Annotated in this window: 17 protein-coding genes and 1 pseudogene; 12 read left to right on the top strand and 6 right to left on the bottom strand. The window is 60.5% G+C overall.

Annotated features, from left to right (window positions below; genetic code table 11):
* Positions 1 to 730 precede the first annotated feature (730 nt).
* The gene (locus tag F6X37_RS30220; protein WP_222944983.1) at positions 731 to 895 is read left to right on the top strand and encodes a hypothetical protein; all 165 of its coding nucleotides are present in this window, start codon (positions 731 to 733) and stop codon (positions 893 to 895) included.
* Positions 896 to 962: 67 nt separating this feature from the next.
* Here F6X37_RS30220 and F6X37_RS30215 read toward each other — a convergent pair whose 3' ends face one another.
* The gene (locus F6X37_RS30215; RefSeq protein ID WP_187613841.1) at positions 963 to 1,580 is read right to left on the bottom strand and encodes a hypothetical protein; all 618 of its coding nucleotides are present in this window, start codon (positions 1,578 to 1,580) and stop codon (positions 963 to 965) included.
* A 178-nt stretch (positions 1,581 to 1,758) separates the two neighbouring features.
* Complete coding sequence (locus tag F6X37_RS30210; protein WP_187613840.1) at positions 1,759 to 2,271, bottom strand: hypothetical protein; 513 nt, start codon at positions 2,269 to 2,271, stop codon at positions 1,759 to 1,761.
* A gap of 54 nt (positions 2,272 to 2,325) precedes the next feature.
* Between F6X37_RS30210 and F6X37_RS30205 the strand changes: the two genes are divergently transcribed.
* On the top strand, positions 2,326 to 2,526 hold the full coding sequence (locus F6X37_RS30205; protein ID WP_187613839.1) for a hypothetical protein: 201 nt from the start codon (positions 2,326 to 2,328) through the stop codon (positions 2,524 to 2,526).
* A gap of 106 nt (positions 2,527 to 2,632) precedes the next feature.
* Here the strand turns inward: F6X37_RS30205 and F6X37_RS30200 are convergent, their stop codons facing one another.
* From F6X37_RS30200 to F6X37_RS30190, 3 genes are all read right to left on the bottom strand, one after another.
* A complete protein-coding gene (locus F6X37_RS30200; RefSeq protein WP_187613838.1) occupies positions 2,633 to 2,965 on the bottom strand; it encodes a hypothetical protein in 333 nt (110 codons plus the stop codon).
* Between the two features lie 46 nt (positions 2,966 to 3,011).
* A complete protein-coding gene (locus F6X37_RS30195; RefSeq protein WP_187613837.1) occupies positions 3,012 to 3,272 on the bottom strand; it encodes a hypothetical protein in 261 nt (86 codons plus the stop codon).
* A 301-nt stretch (positions 3,273 to 3,573) separates the two neighbouring features.
* The gene (locus tag F6X37_RS30190; RefSeq protein WP_187613836.1) at positions 3,574 to 4,491 is read right to left on the bottom strand and encodes an AraC family transcriptional regulator; all 918 of its coding nucleotides are present in this window, start codon (positions 4,489 to 4,491) and stop codon (positions 3,574 to 3,576) included.
* Positions 4,492 to 4,585: 94 nt separating this feature from the next.
* Between F6X37_RS30190 and F6X37_RS30185 the strand changes: the two genes are divergently transcribed.
* The 6 genes from F6X37_RS30185 to F6X37_RS30160 all read left to right on the top strand — a co-directional run bounded on the left by F6X37_RS30185 (position 4,586) and on the right by F6X37_RS30160 (position 8,449).
* On the top strand, positions 4,586 to 5,335 hold the full coding sequence (locus F6X37_RS30185) for an SDR family oxidoreductase (protein ID WP_187613835.1): 750 nt from the start codon (positions 4,586 to 4,588) through the stop codon (positions 5,333 to 5,335).
* A gap of 84 nt (positions 5,336 to 5,419) precedes the next feature.
* Entirely contained in the window at positions 5,420 to 6,178 is a 759-nt protein-coding gene (locus tag F6X37_RS30180) for an SDR family oxidoreductase (RefSeq protein WP_187613834.1), read from the top strand.
* Between the two features lie 417 nt (positions 6,179 to 6,595).
* Positions 6,596 to 7,177, top strand: coding sequence for a tyrosine-type recombinase/integrase (locus F6X37_RS30175; protein ID WP_187613833.1), 582 nt, complete (start codon positions 6,596 to 6,598; stop codon positions 7,175 to 7,177).
* An 88-nt stretch (positions 7,178 to 7,265) separates the two neighbouring features.
* Complete coding sequence (locus F6X37_RS30170) at positions 7,266 to 7,520, top strand: hypothetical protein (RefSeq protein ID WP_187613832.1); 255 nt, start codon at positions 7,266 to 7,268, stop codon at positions 7,518 to 7,520.
* A gap of 12 nt (positions 7,521 to 7,532) precedes the next feature.
* Positions 7,533 to 7,850, top strand: coding sequence for a transposase (locus tag F6X37_RS30165; protein WP_187613831.1), 318 nt, complete (start codon positions 7,533 to 7,535; stop codon positions 7,848 to 7,850).
* Complete coding sequence (locus tag F6X37_RS30160) at positions 7,847 to 8,449, top strand: IS3 family transposase (protein WP_187613830.1); 603 nt, start codon at positions 7,847 to 7,849, stop codon at positions 8,447 to 8,449. The genes F6X37_RS30165 and F6X37_RS30160 overlap by 4 nt, the downstream gene beginning before the upstream one ends.
* A gap of 1 nt (position 8,450) precedes the next feature.
* Here F6X37_RS30160 and F6X37_RS30155 read toward each other — a convergent pair whose 3' ends face one another.
* On the bottom strand, positions 8,451 to 9,626 hold the full coding sequence (locus F6X37_RS30155) for an IS30 family transposase (protein ID WP_187613829.1): 1,176 nt from the start codon (positions 9,624 to 9,626) through the stop codon (positions 8,451 to 8,453).
* An 89-nt stretch (positions 9,627 to 9,715) separates the two neighbouring features.
* Here F6X37_RS30155 and F6X37_RS37260 point away from each other — a divergent pair.
* The 4 genes and pseudogenes from F6X37_RS37260 to F6X37_RS30140 form a co-directional block, all read left to right on the top strand.
* A pseudogene (locus tag F6X37_RS37260) lies at positions 9,716 to 9,793 on the top strand (integrase); the annotation flags it as partial.
* Positions 9,794 to 10,042: 249 nt separating this feature from the next.
* Positions 10,043 to 11,722, top strand: a complete 1,680-nt coding sequence (locus F6X37_RS30150; protein WP_187613828.1) for an ABC-F family ATP-binding cassette domain-containing protein — start codon at positions 10,043 to 10,045, stop codon at positions 11,720 to 11,722.
* Positions 11,723 to 12,444: 722 nt separating this feature from the next.
* Positions 12,445 to 12,897: a cupin domain-containing protein gene (locus F6X37_RS30145; protein ID WP_187613827.1), complete on the top strand. Its 453-nt coding sequence runs from the start codon at positions 12,445 to 12,447 to the stop codon at positions 12,895 to 12,897.
* Positions 12,898 to 13,252: 355 nt separating this feature from the next.
* A complete protein-coding gene (locus F6X37_RS30140; protein ID WP_187613826.1) occupies positions 13,253 to 14,368 on the top strand; it encodes a LuxR C-terminal-related transcriptional regulator in 1,116 nt (371 codons plus the stop codon).
* The last annotated feature ends 115 nt before the right edge of the window (positions 14,369 to 14,483 follow it).

Raw genomic sequence — 14,483 nt, 5'->3', positions numbered from 1 at the left:
ACTCTCCGCTTCTGCAAAGCTGATCTGCCGCTTCATCACTATTGGTCCGTTCCGTGAACTTCCTTCTATAACGTACTCGAACACGTCAGCGATGACGGCCGAGCCTGATAAATCAGTGTTTCCCTAGACGAACGCAGGCGTTGCTTTTCACCGCATCGAAAAAGTTGCGCTGCTCTGCGAGGTCTGCATCGGGTGACACGATTTGAGAAAGCTTGCTCATTGGAAGTCTTCGATTCGGGTTGAGAAGGCCCAATACTCACACCCGTCGAACGTGACACGGCTGAGCGTTTTCCAACTTCAGTAATCAAAATTGCAAACCGGCGTGGTTGCCTCGACGGTCTGAACGTGGCACGCGCGCTCCGTGCATGAAAATTCCGGTCAAACTCTTCGTTTTAAATCGTACCGAGTTCCTGTATGCCTCAACCAGCAAGCGTTTAGCGGGCAATGTCGAAGTCGAAAATGCGCAAATAATCATGCGACTTGACCGACATGCAAGTGCGCCCGGATTGCTGTCGACCGAATGGCAACACGCCCCACAGTCCGTTCCGTATTGCAGATTGGCTAAAGGGTGCAGAAATTGCACCCGTCGCAAAGGGTGCAAACGGCGGCATAAAGGGCCCGACTGACGACAGAAAAGGGTGCAACAGCTATTGCGCCCGCAAATAACCATCAACAATCGTTAAAGAATCGTAAGCGTGCCATCGAGAGGTTGGCGGATCGTGGTGCAATCATGCTTCCACCGTTGGGGGAAACGTCTTTCCTCGGGGCCGATGGTCGTCGGCAGACGGTTGCCGACGATCGCATCGGCAAGCGTGACAGCTACGTGATCGGCGCGCAACTCTCGCCGGAATTCACCGCGCGTCTGGTTGATCGCCGGCAGGAACTTGAGACGTAGGTCGCCAAGCCCGCGCTCGACTTGAACGACCGGATGGCGTTGCGTGCGGCGCTATTTCGGGGTTGCGCTAAAAAGGCGGCAAGCTCAATCGTCCGGCTGGCGCCGAACCGACAACCACGTCCCCGCCGGACAAAGGAGCCAATAGCCGCTCCACACGCGGCCGCGCCACCGCCAACGCAGTCCCGATCCCGCCCACCAGCCCCACCCCGTACAAGGCTAGGAAGCCCGTATAGGACATCGCCGGGGCGATAAGGCGCGCCACGCCTACAAAAGACGCATAGAGCCACGACACCGAACTGATGGCCCCCAACAAGACGCATATCGTCGCCGCCCGACGTGGGCGACGCTGCGGTGTGGTCAGCATCGGAAACGCGACTCGATGCAGCAGCAAGCCGTTCGCCGTCAGCAGGCATACCACTGTCAGCTTTGCAGCCAGCTTCGGCTTGGAGACCAGCACAGCCACGTGTAAGCCGGTGCCAAGCAGGATCATAGCGACGCCCGTTATCCAGAGCAGGCCGAGCAACCCTGCAATGGTACGTCCGGTGGTTTCCAGTCTGACGGCATCAATGCGCCGAGCTGTGAGCAGCGCCACGTCTTCCCGCAACACGCGCACGATGGCGAAGGCGAAGGCGAGGGTGTGGCTATACAACAAGAGCTGGCGAGCGGTGATGGTTAGCATGTTCATGACGGGCCTCACTTCCTTTTGAGGGTCTCGCCGACCGACTCCTGGCAGGCGGTGGGTGATCGTCTTTGGGGGTCGCGGCGTTCCATTTTCCGACCAGAGCCCACTGTGCCGACGGTTGCATTTAACGGCTTGCCGACTCGACCGTTCAAGGCGTCAATCCGGCTGGTGAGCGTGGCGGCTACTGCTCGACAAAGCTTCGCGAATCTGGCCAGCTCGATTTCTTATATGCGGCTGTCGATTCATCGTCCGTGCGAGCCGTTGGACTGCCATGGCGCAGTGCCAGGCCGTACAGTTCGTCAAGCTGCTTGTCTGTCGGGTATTCGAGGGCGATTGAGCCATACGTACGGGTGAGGGCGTCGAACGCTCTGGCTTCCGCGTCGGCAATCGTGGCGAACAGCGCCTCGTTCTTCGACATGAAAGCCACGGCCTTGACTGCGACCCGTTGGGCGCGTCGGGTAGCCATCGGGTCAGTTCTTGAACCAAAGGCGCGGCCAAGGAACTTCAGCAGCCGGTCGCACGCGCCATTCCTTTCCGTTGCCGCGGCCTTCAACGCGTCCTGCATATCTGCTTCGGCCTGGCCCGTGGCGCGCTGCGCGGCCATTGAAGCCTGACTCCGCGCATGGTCTTCCGGCAGTTCCGGGCGCTTCGTTGCGGACACAACCAACTTCAACAGTTTGGCGAACTTGCTCACGGTAGGTCTCTCGTAGGGTCTTGTCGTTTTTTGATAGTGCAAGGAAGATGATAGATGGGCCATATGTTTTTAGTATGCACCTTGGAAAAAGCCTGTTTTGTTGTGTTGGAAAACGAACATAACGAGGGCAAGTACAAAAAGGTTCTAGAGCTGCATGAAGAGGTTGTCCCCGCTATGTTTTTATTCAACAGCAGCGTATCTGTCCGCCCAAACCGGCTCCATGTACACGCCCACGCCGACGTCAGCGGCCTGTAGCACGCGCTTGGCGGCCCGCCAGTACGGACCGTTTCGCAGATATCACAGCACTGCTCACTGCGAGGCTGGGTTACGAATTCAGGGGATCAGGTCTGTCGCATGAAATTCACCCATGAGCGAGGCGGCGCGAGATTTCAGCCCGGCCATCGGGCGTCAGTTGCGGCCACGCGATTGAAGAAGGTCCGCGCATCACAGCAACTCCGTCCGTGAGCGCCTGCGCCGTTGCGCGCCATCTGTCGTCGCTCGTGCGATACAGCCAGCCTTCGCGAACGAGCAGTTCGAACAGGTCGCCGCGACGCAGATCGCCCCGTTTGGTGCGATTCCAAACCGTGGAATTGCTGCAATCAAAAAGCGCAGCAACGACTTCAACGGACACGCCAGCCGCGTTCGGCAGCGCGTCGAAGTCAGAGAGGGGTTTTTTAGCTTTCTTCGTTTTCATTGTATCGACGTGGAAATCGTCCGGGATTGGACGGGTCGATACGAATTTATGCTCGGAGCCTAGATTGGAAAACCTGCGTACGACGGAGGGCTTTCGACGCGGAAGGGAATGCGCTTGGGTCGCGTGACCACTCAGCGATTACCAAACGTTCAATTTTTTTCATGGCGGCATGGCGTTTTTCAAGCAATAGTTGTGATTTCCGCTTCCGCTCCTTGGCGGCGAACCCTTCTTTTTCAGCTAACGCCTTCGCTATTTCTCTGGCGGATAAATGTGAAAGGTGCTGTCTAAGTTGTTCCTGACGGTCCATGGCTTCCGCCGTCGTGACAGCTTCCATAGCCTCAACGGCCCAATAGATAGCCTGTTGCAATTCAAAGGAGATTGGAGGATGGGCCTTTGGATTCAGTCAGGGACACGAAGTCGTTTTCGTCGGAACTCGCGTGCGTGATGCGCGGAGCGACGCGGCTCAGTTCGGCCACCTGCGGTCATACATCGGCCGTAGACGCCAGACATTCGATGGGCTGTAGCGGTCTCGATAACGGACATTCCTGGTGAGTGCGGATCGCATAGGGACGCGCGTCCACATCTGAGAACAGCCGATTTGAGCCGCCTCATGCGCCGTTCGCGACCGCCTGCACCTCGCGCGCATACTGCGTGGGCGGCCGACCGACGTGCCGCGTGAAGGCGACGCTGAAGGTGCTGGCTGAACTGTAGCCGACGCGCTGCGCAATCTCGGCGATGCGGCCTTCATTGCGACGCAGCAGGTCCTTCGCGAGTGCCATGCGCCAAGTGAGCAGGTATTCCATCGGCGCAATGCCGACCGTGCGGCCGACGCGCTGGAAAAAGATCGAGCGCGAGAGCGCGGCCTCCTTCGCGAGTTCAGCAACTGTCCAAGCGCGTGTCGGATGTTCGTGCATCCCGCGGATCGCGGCCGCGAGGCGGCCGTCGGAAAGCCCGCGCACCAGGCCCGGCGACGCATTGGTCTGTGCCGCGGACCGCAGCGCTTCGAGGAGCAGCACTTCCAGCAGTCGTGCGAGCACGACCTCGCGCGCAGGCCGCTGCTCGCGTGTTTCCTCTCGGACCAGTTGCACGAGCGTGGCCAGCCGCTGTTCGCCGCGCACATGCACGAGTCGCGGGAGCAGCGAGACCAGCAGCGATGCATCCGGTGAGCCGAAGCTGCAGTGGCCCGCCACCATGCGCGCGTCGATGGGGCGATCGGGGTCGCCGATTCTGAATTCGCCGTTGCCCAGCGCGACGGGCGGCCGCGTCTCGACGCCCGGCGGTGGCGGCTCCAAACTCGACATCGCCACACCGTAGGCCGCCGGAATCAGGACAAAGTCGCCCGACAGGAGCTCGATGGGCTCATGTCCGTCGATCGCGATGCGGCAGCCGCCCTCCAGGATCACGCAATAGAACGGCTGGCCGGCGACCGAGCGGCAAATGCGCCACGGACTCGCGCCGTGGACGAGCTTGGAGAATCGGGCGCCGGGCTGCAGCAGCGTCACGACTTCGGCCAACGGCTCGATCATCGCCGGACTCTCGCGAATGAAATTCGGATGATCGATTGTAGCGGGTACGACCTTGGCGATCTATCGTACGGACACCTTGCCCACAGGAGTCCCCATGAAAACCGTACTGATCACCGGCTGCTCTTCCGGATTCGGCCTTGAGATCGCCCGTTACTTCCTCGCGCGCGACTGGCAGGTCATCGCCACGATGCGCACGCCGCGTGCGGATGTGCTGCCGCCAGCGGACAGTCTGCGCGTGCTCGCGCTCGACGTCACGAACCCGGACAGCATTCGCGCGACTGTCGAGGCCGCAGGGCCGATCGACGTCCTCGTCAACAACGCGGGGTTTGGCGCGGCCGCCCCGGTCGAGCTCATCCCGATCACGACGGTGCGCGAAATTTTTGAAACCAACACCTTCGGCACGATCGCATTGACGCAAGCGGTGCTACCCCAATTCCGCCAGCGCAGGGCCGGTGTGATCGTGAATGTCACATCGAGCGTGACGCTGAAGGCCCTGCCCCTGATTGCCGCATACCGTGCGAGCAAGGCGGCGGTGAACGCATTCACCGAGTCGATGGCGCTGGAGCTCGAGCAGTTCGGCATACGGGCGCGCCTGGTGCTGCCGGGACGTGCGCCCGACACCCGCTTCGGAGACAACGCGCGCGCGCACATGAGCGGCCTCGACCACGAAGCCTATACCGATCTGGTCAAGGAGGTTTTCGCGCGGGTCCTCGATACGTCTGCCCCGATCACCCGGGTGCACGACGTCGCCGAAGCGGTGTGGCGCGCGGCGACCGATCCGTCAGCGCCGATACGCATTCCGGCCGGCGCCGACGCCGAAGCCTGGGCGGCCGAGGCTCACTAACCAGCCAGCGGCATCGCCCTGAGCTGAACTGAAAAACGGAACTGGCTTTTGCACGCTACAGCGCAACACCACAAGGAGATTGCCATGCAGGACAAACCCGTCGCCCTGGTCACCGGGGCCAATCAAGGCATCGGCCTTCAGATCGCCAAGGATCTCGCGGCACACGGCTTCACTGTGCTGGTCGGGTCGCGCAATCTCGAGCGCGGCGAGGCTGCGGCCAAGGAGGTGGGGCCGGACGGCCACGCACTCCAGCTCGACGTGACGGATCAGGCGTCGGTCACAGCCGCGGCGGAGCGCGTAAGCAACGAGTTCGGCCGCCTCGACGTGCTCATCCAGAACGCCGCCATTTCGAACACGAAAAAGCGGTCCGGTCAGTCCGTCGAGGAGTACGCGAAGACGACCCGCCCGGGCAACGTGTCCCCCGATGAAATGCGCGCGGTGTGGGACACCAACGTGTTCGGCGTGCTCGCCGTTTATCAGGCGATGCTGCCGCTTCTGCGCGCGACGCCGGGCGCCCGCATCGTCAACGTGTCGAGCGGCGTTGGGTCGCTAACGACGAACTCGGACCCGGCCTTCGCCTACCGTGCGATCTTCGGCCCCGTCTATCCGGCGTCCAAAACGGCTCTCAACGCATTGACGGTCGCCATGGCGATCGAGCTGGAACCGCACGGGATCAAGGTCAACGCTGTCTCCCCGGGCTTTACCAAAACGAACCTCAACGGCTATTCGGGCACCGAGACCGTCGAGGAAGGCGCTCGCGAAGCGGTGCGCGTCGCGCTGCTGGGCCCGGACAGCCCAACAGGGACATTCACGCGCTGGGAGAATGAAACGATCCCGTGGTGAGGGAGTCGCAGGCGGTCGAAGGGATTGATGGATTAGGCCAGGGCGAATGCAAATCGGCCGTTCGCCTAAACAATCGGTCACTGCGTTGCGTTTTGCCGTCATCGGATTGATGTCAGCTGACCGGCCACTCGGCAAATTCGATGAGGCGACTGGCAGTTGCACCTCGGAAGCAGCCGTTGCTGTGGCGCGAGTTCGAGCGGCGGCTCGGGGTCGAAACTGCGAGTTGGCGGATGCCGGAAGCGATCGTCCCGCTGCACGACGCCGTCACCGTCGGTAACCCGTCATATTGCTGACGTCCAAGGGAGCCTCGTCGAACGTCGGCAAAGGCCGATTCGGGTAAGAAGACCAGATGGAACCGGTGTGGCGGAAAAATAACGGCAGACAATATATCTCCCATTAACTCAAGGGGAGTCTGTCATGGGAAGCATTCAAAACCGGGAGCCTTGGAACAAGGCCAAGCTGATCGGTCAGAAGCCGCCGTTGAAGCCAAAAGACGTCTGGGCAATCCGGATTCACTTGCAGAACGCGCATGCGGTTCGTGATCTTGCGTTATTCAATCTTGCGATCGATAGTAAGCTGCGCGGTTGCGATCTCGTCAACCTGCATGTCCGCGACGTGACTCACGGCAATCAGATACTGCCGCGTACGATGATAATGCAGAGCAAGACTAAACGGCCGGTGCAGTTTGAGGTCACGGAGCCAGCTCGCACTGCCGTTGGTGCATGGATTGAGAAAGCCAAGCTGAGGTGCGATCAGTACCTATTCCCAAGTCGGCTTTCTCGCTCGCCGCACATTTCGACGCGACAATACGCTAGGATGGTTCATCAGTGGGTCGCTGCAATCGGTCTTGATCCGACCGCTTACGGCACGCACACGATGCGCCGGACGAAGGCCACCTTGATCTACAAGCGGACGAAGAACCTTAGAGCCGTTCAACTCCTGCTTGGTCACAGTAAATTGGACTATCTCCCGCGCGGAACTATGTCCGGTGCTCACTGAGAACCCCTGTCCCGCGTGGCTTTCCCGCATCGACGCTAGACATTGGCATTCTCCCTTTGCAGGCACTTTCGCCTGATAGGAGAAGACCATGGCTGATTCTTATGAGAGCGCTGCCGCGCTGGCCTGCACCATCAGAGGCGCAACTGGGGAGTACCTTAATGCGTTCGTCGGTTCTCTGATCGGGCAGCAATACTCGGTCAGTTATGTATGCCAGTTGGCACAACACGCGCTTGCGTTTGGGCACTGGTGCAAGGATAGCTGCATTTCCTTCCATGCCTTGAAGGACGATGACATCGTGCGGTATCTGAAGTTGACCCGGCAAAACGGACACCTATCCTTTTGATCAGGAGGTGCCATGATGAGGAAGCATCGCACACCGTACCCGGCGGAATTCCGGGCGCAGATGGTCGAACTGGTGAAGGCAGGGCGCACGCCTGAGGAACTTGCGCGCGAGTTCGAGCCGACCGCGCAGACGATCATCAACTGGGTTGCGCAGGCCGATCGCGACGCGGGCGTGCGTCAGGACGGCTTGACCACGGCCGAGCGGCAGGAACTCACGCGGCTGCGCCGCAAGGTACGCCAGCTTGAGATGGAGCGTGACATCCTCTCTCACGCGGCCGCCTGGTTCGCCCGCGAGACCGGGGCCGTACCACCGAAGGGTACGGATTCATGAAGGCGAACCGGGCCCGCTGGCCCATTGCCACGATGGCGCGGCTGCTGCAGGTCTCCACCAGCGGCTACTACGCGTGGCTCAGGCACGAGCCGTCGAAGCGCGCGCTGGCCGATGCGGACCTGCTCGCGCAGATCCGTGCCATTCATGCCAGCTCGCGCGGCACCTACGGCATGCCGCGCATTCATGCGCAACTGAGCCGCCAGGGCGAGCATGTGGGACGCAAGCGGGTGGCGCGGCTCATGCGCATGGCGGGACTGTGCGGCGTGAGCCGGCGGCGCTGGCCTGCCACCACCCGCCCACGGGCCGGCGCGCGCCGCGCCCCGGATCTGGTGCGCCGACACTTCAGTGCCGGGGCCACGAACGTGCTGTGGGTGGCTGATGCCACGTACATTCCTACGGGCGAAGGGTTCCTCTATCTGGCCATTGTGCTGGATGTGTTCAGCCGACGCGTGGTGGGCTGGGGGATGTCGGATCACCTGTACACGGAACTGATGCTGCGTGCGCTGGACATGGCTGTGCAACAACGTCGGGCTGAAGGGGTGATCCACCATTCAGACCAGGGGTGTCAAGGCGGATTCAACCGGTCGTTGCAACACTAGATTATTGAACAGATTTTAGGTATTCGTCCAAGGCCTCCGCAGGCGTCTTCCAGCCGAGTGTTTTCCGGGGCCTGGTATTCAATGTGTTAGCAACGGCCTGGATCTCGCGAGCACTCCACCGGGACAGGTCTGTGCCCTTTGGGAAGTATTGTCGTAGAAGGCCATTGGTGTTTTCGTTCGTACCGCGCTGCCATGGGCTGTGCGGGTCAGCGAAGAACACCTTCACGCCGGACTCGATCGTGAAGCGGGCGTGATCGGACAGTTCCTTGCCACGATCCCAGGTCAATGATCGCCACAACTGAGCAGGCAAGTCCGCCACGGTCTTCTTGAGTGCGTTGGCCATCGTAACAGCTCCGTAGCCGGCCAGCGCAGGCCCGTTTTTCGTGCGTGGAATTAGCCCATAGCCTTTCTCGCGAGGTAAGTGCACGAGCATCGTAAAGCGGCTTGATCTTTCCACCAACGTCCCGATGGCTGATCGGTTTAAGCCGATAATCAGGTCGCCCTCCCAATGGCCTGGCACAGCACGATCTTGCACCTCTGCAGGCCGGCTGGAAATCATCACCTCCTCGCTGACGTGCGCCCACGCCTTGGCACGCGCTCTCGCTCGGGGAACGCGCAACGCGCGCCCGGTGCGAAGGCAACCCACCAGCTCGCGCTTGAGCGCACCGCGCCCTTGAATATAGAGCGCTTGATAAATGGCTTCGTGAGAGATGCGCATAGATTCATCATCCGGGAAATCAGCTTGCAATCGATTGGCAATCTGTTCAGGTGACCAGCCGTTGACCCACTTTCGGTCACCGCGATGTGGTTTATTGCGCCCCTTGAACGGTGCCTGCCTGGGCCCCGCAATTTCACGACCATCAGCGTCATGTACCTTGCCCTCAAGGCGCTCCTGTACGTATTGGCGCAGCCGTGCGTTCGTCGCCAGCTTCGCTGGCTTTGGTCGTTTGGCGAACCGTTCCGCCTTCCACTGCGCGACCGAAGCACGATACTCGAGGCACCCACCACGGGTTGCCGCATTGCGTGTGAGTTCCCGCGAAACGGTTGACGGACTGCGTCCAAGACGCCGGGCAATTTCGCGTACCCCAAGACCTTGTACCGAGAGCAACGCTATATCTTCCCGCTCAGCGAACGACAAGTATCGACCAGCGATAGGTTTCGACATGAATAGTGGCATGCCGCCACGATAGCGGAACCAGCGCGAGCCTACCGCTTGAGATACGCCTACCGCCTCCGCTGCTTTCAAGCCTATTGACTGCAGTCAATAGGCTGGAAAGCACCGTTCGATATCTCGGGATTGAGGTCGACGATGCCCTCGAAATATCTGAGCAAACTGAAATCTGACATCGGAACGTGGCTGCGCGACAGGTTGCTCGCCGCCAGCCGCGCATGCGCCACGGCTAAACCGCGCTTTTCGACCAATATCCGTCATCCACCGCTAAGTTCGCTGGCTCCGTAGCTGGAACGCCCGATGCGCCATGGCCTACCTCGCTTTGTTGCCGGTGGGCGCCGCAAAGCGCAAGCGGCTCAGAAAAGAGACAGCCCTGCACGTCCGGTCGGCTATCATGCCAATCCTCTCCGAAGTAGCCCCTTATGATTTCCGTCCGTAATCTCACGCTGCGCCGCGGCGTTAATGTCGTACTCGACAGCGCCTCCGTCACCTTCGCCCCCGGCGAAAAAATTGATCTTGTCGGCCGCAATGGCGCCGGTAAGTCGTCTTTCTTCGGCCTTCTCAACGGCACGCTGCACGAAGACGGCGGCGAGTTCTCGATTCCCGCTGCGTGGAAGATGGGCCAGGTCGCGCAGGAGATGCCGGAGACCGAGCAGAGCGCGACGGACTTCGTAATCGAGGGTGACACCGTACTGTTGGCCGCGCAGGCCGAAGCAGCCGCCGCCGAAGCCAGCGACGACGGCATGCGCATGGCCCACGCCTATATGGCCCTGCACGACGCCGGTGCACACGATGCCCCCGCACGCGCCCAAGCGCTGATCCTGGGCCTCGGCTTCAGTGCTGCGCAGCTTAGCCAGCCGGTCAACAGTTTCTCCGGCGGCTGGCGCATGCGACTGCAACTGGCGCGCGCGCTCATGTGCCCGTCCGATCTGCTGCTGCTCGACGAGCCGACCAATCACCTCGACCTCGACGCGTTGGTCTGGCTGGAAGCCTGGCTCAAGCGCTATCAGGGAACCCTGGTAGTGATCAGCCACGATCGCGAGTTCCTCGACGCGGTGACGCAAGTGACGGTGCACGTCGACAACGCCAAGCTCGTGCGTTATGGCGGCAACTACAGCAAGTTCGAAGACATGCGCGCTGAGCAGCTCGTGTTGCAGCAGGCCGCGGTGGCCAGGCAGGCGGACAAGATCGCTCACCTGCAAAAATTCATCGACCGTTTCAAGGCCAAGGCCTCGAAGGCGAAACAGGCGCAGAGCCGGGTCAAGGCGCTCGAACGCATGGAGAAGATCGCACCGGTGCTTGCCGACGCGGAGTTCAACTTCGAGTTCAAGGAGCCCCTCAACATCCCGAACCCGCTGTTGTCGATGCTGGACACAAGCTTCGGCTACCCCGCGCCGACCGGCGCACTGCCGGGCACCCCGCCCACGGTCATCGTGCGGGGCATCAACCGATCCGTGCTGGCCGGGCAGCGGATCGGCATCCTCGGTGCCAACGGCCAAGGCAAGTCCACGCTGGTGAAGACGGTGGTGCACGCGCTAGCGCCGATTGCCGGCGAAATCAGCGAAGGCAAAGGCCTGAACATCGGCTACTTCGCACAGCAGGAGCTCGACGTGCTGCGCCCGCTTGACACGCCGATGGAACACATGATCCGCCTTGCAAGGGACACGCCGGCTCACTTGCGCGCCCCCGGCCAGAGTGGAACCGAACAATCGCTTCGCACCTTCCTCGGCACTTTCAACTTCAGTGGCGACACGGTCCATCAGGCGGTTAGCACGATGAGCGGCGGCGAAAAGGCGCGGCTCGTGTTGTGCATGATCGTGTGGCAGCGCCCCAACCTGCTGCTGCTCGACGAGCCTACCAACCACCTCGACCTGGCCACACGCGAAGCGCTAGCCATGGCGCTCAACGAATTCGAGGGCACGGTGATGCTGGTCAGTCACGACCGGGCCCTGCTGCGCGCGGTATGTGATGAGTTCTGGCTGGTCACGGGGGGCGGCGTCGAGCCCTTCGACGGCGATCTGGACGATTACCAGCAGTTCCTGCGCGACGAAGCCCGTCGCATGCGCGAGCAGGCTGCCGCGGAGCAGAAGGTCATCGCCTGAGTTACCTCCAGGCGGGCGGCGGGCGTTGCATGGCAGGCGAAGCGCGGACGTTCGCCAACGTCTTCAGCATGCGTGCGGACAGGCGCGCTCCAATGCAAGATTCGGCCATAGCCGACCGTGAGCGAGAGTGCGTTCTGCGTCAGCAGTGTTGCGGTTTGCTGACGTTGGCGGGTCATGCCGCGGACGTCAGCTTTTCGGATCGGTGAACTCGCACTTTCGACCCTGAGCCGCCGTCCACCGTCTTTAACCCGGACGCCCGTTTCCCAAGGTTAAGCAGTCGATCGCGCCTCCAGACGCAGCGACGGAATCGGCAGAAATGTCCGAAGGCGGAACCGATGCTCCAGGAGTTGAATCCCCGAAATCCCTTCGTCAACTCTTAGAGGATGCCGCCGCCCAGGCGACCTTCGAGCGCTCATGCGTCCAACGTTACGCCCCTTCCTCAACAGCGAATGCCCTTCCGTCACACATCCATTCGGCGTTCCGAAGAAGTACAACGACTTGCCTGTAGCGGATAACGCAAGAATTAATAGGGTTTTCCCTGATGTAATTCTGCGACTGTTTGCCTTTAATCCAAGCCGGTAAATTCGATGGAGGCTCAATGAAGAGACACGCGCTGCCCTGTGAGCCTTTCACAATCTTGCGCTGGCTTTAGAGTCGCGAAAGCTTGACCTCGCCTTGACGAGAACACCTGGGCACCCACCGGCTAAATTAAGGAACATTCAATGGAACACTACAGCGGTACCCTTTCCCCCGAGGCCGCAAACGTCTCCGCTGATCTTTTAGAGAAACTCGCATACGCCACGACGGAAACAGCCCCACTAGTAGCAGGTCGCCGAACATTCTTCAATTATCGGGATCTCGGTGTTTCCGACGCCACAGACGGTCGAATGAGGGCGCAGGTGACCGTGGCGACAGGCGTGATGCAGCAGACCGGTTGGCATTACCATGTTTGCGAAACGCAGTTTATTTTCACCCTCCGAGGCTGGATAGATCTTCAGTTCGAAGATGGTCGAGTTGTTCGGGTTGGCGCTGGCGAATCGCTTTATATTCCACCTGGTCTCAAACACAATGAAACGGCGATCTCGGAAGATTTCGAGTTCCTGGAAATTTCAGTGCCGGCCAGGATGGGAACAATACCGTGCGACCCTCCTGAAGGTTTAAAGATCCTCGACTGAATTGCACGACGTGCCGCTTGGCTCGCAATGCGCACTGAGACGCAGTAAGCATGACCTGAGGTCGTGCTTACCAGTCAAGAGCGCTTGCGCTGGTTGTTTTACTGCCCGCCCTTTACCGCCCGTACATTCCTAGTCATGCAGGCTAAAGGTTCTAACCAACCACGCGGCATGCGGCAGCAACAATGTTCTGCTTGTCCTGCTTTCCTTGGCGAAGCCGACGTTGCACGCAACAAAGACCGCGAAAGTCCGACGGCTGGACGGAGCCTATGTATCAGTTCAACGGGTATGATGCTTGGTATGTTCGTTACATAAGTCGTCTGGCCGATTGACCTGTCCGGCGGCTGAAGCCCAGGCGATGAAAGGAAGGCCGAAACTGCATCTGTCGTTAAGTCCAGAGGACAGAGCCGCACTCAACGACTTCGCGCAGCGCGGCGGCAATAGTCCAGCGCTGGCTTTTCGCGCCCGAATCGTCCTGGCCTGTGCAGAGGGACTGGACAATGCGGTTGTGGCCGCTCGCGTTCAGTCGACGGCGCACACAGTCTCCAAATGGCGCAGAAGGTTCCTCATGGATGGCCTGCAGGGCTTGACGGATCTTCCTCGCAGCGGGGCTCCCCAAAGAATCGGCGAAGCGACGGTGGCTGCGATTGCATCTCGCAAGCCCGACGGTGTCACGGCAGTAAGCACTGCCCGCCACGTTGCACGAGAGTCTAACGTTTCCGCCTCCACTGTCGGCCGGATATGGCAGAACATGGACAGGCCGGTAAAACGATCCGGATCCCACGGACAATCCCGTACCGCGCATCCTTCTGCTGGATCCGAAGTCGTTTCCATAAAGGCGGTGCCCCCCACCGTCAACCAGGAAGGACAGGGTTCCAGTGATGACAGACTGGCTACCGACGTGGGTTCCGGTGGGTCGCCGTATCCGCCTGACGATCTTGCGCAGGCGTTTCGCATGGCACCCGTTGGCCTGCTCCTGTCCAGGCAGCGAGTCATCGTGTCTTGCAACCACACGTTCGGTGAAATATTCGGGTGTGCGCCCGACGAACTGGCTGGACGCTCGCTGGAATACCTCTACCCCTCCCAGGACGAGTTTCGACACATCGGCGAGCGCGCATGGCTGGTGATGAAGGAGACGGGCTTCTATTCTGATGAGCGCATCATGCAAAGGCTTGATGGCAGCCCGTTCTGGTGCCACGTTTCCGGGCGCTCAATGAACCGAGACGATCCATTTGCAACTGCGATTTGGGCATTCGAGGATATTTCGTCGGTCCGTCGGGTGACCCGCGACCTGACTCGGCGCGAGCGCGAGGTCGCGCAACTGTTGGTGACGGGAAAAAGCAGCAAGCAGATCGCGCGCGAGCTGCAAATTAGTCATCGAACGGTTGAAGCACACCGTGCCCGGCTTATGCGCAAGTATGCAGCCATGACGACGGGAGAACTGATCGGCAAGCTACTCGGGCGCGATCGGTGACCTTCTGTACTACCTCTGCACCACGTTGCCACGTTATAGGACCTACGCCCGGAAAAACGCGGATTAATGAAAGGAAGTTAAGACGCATCTTACCGGTGTTCACCCTAATGTAATT

The sequence above is a fragment of the Paraburkholderia sp. 31.1 genome (genome assembly GCF_014397645.1).
GTDB lineage: Bacteria > Pseudomonadota > Gammaproteobacteria > Burkholderiales > Burkholderiaceae > Paraburkholderia > Paraburkholderia tuberum.
This window is presented reverse-complemented; position numbering and strand designations above follow the sequence as displayed.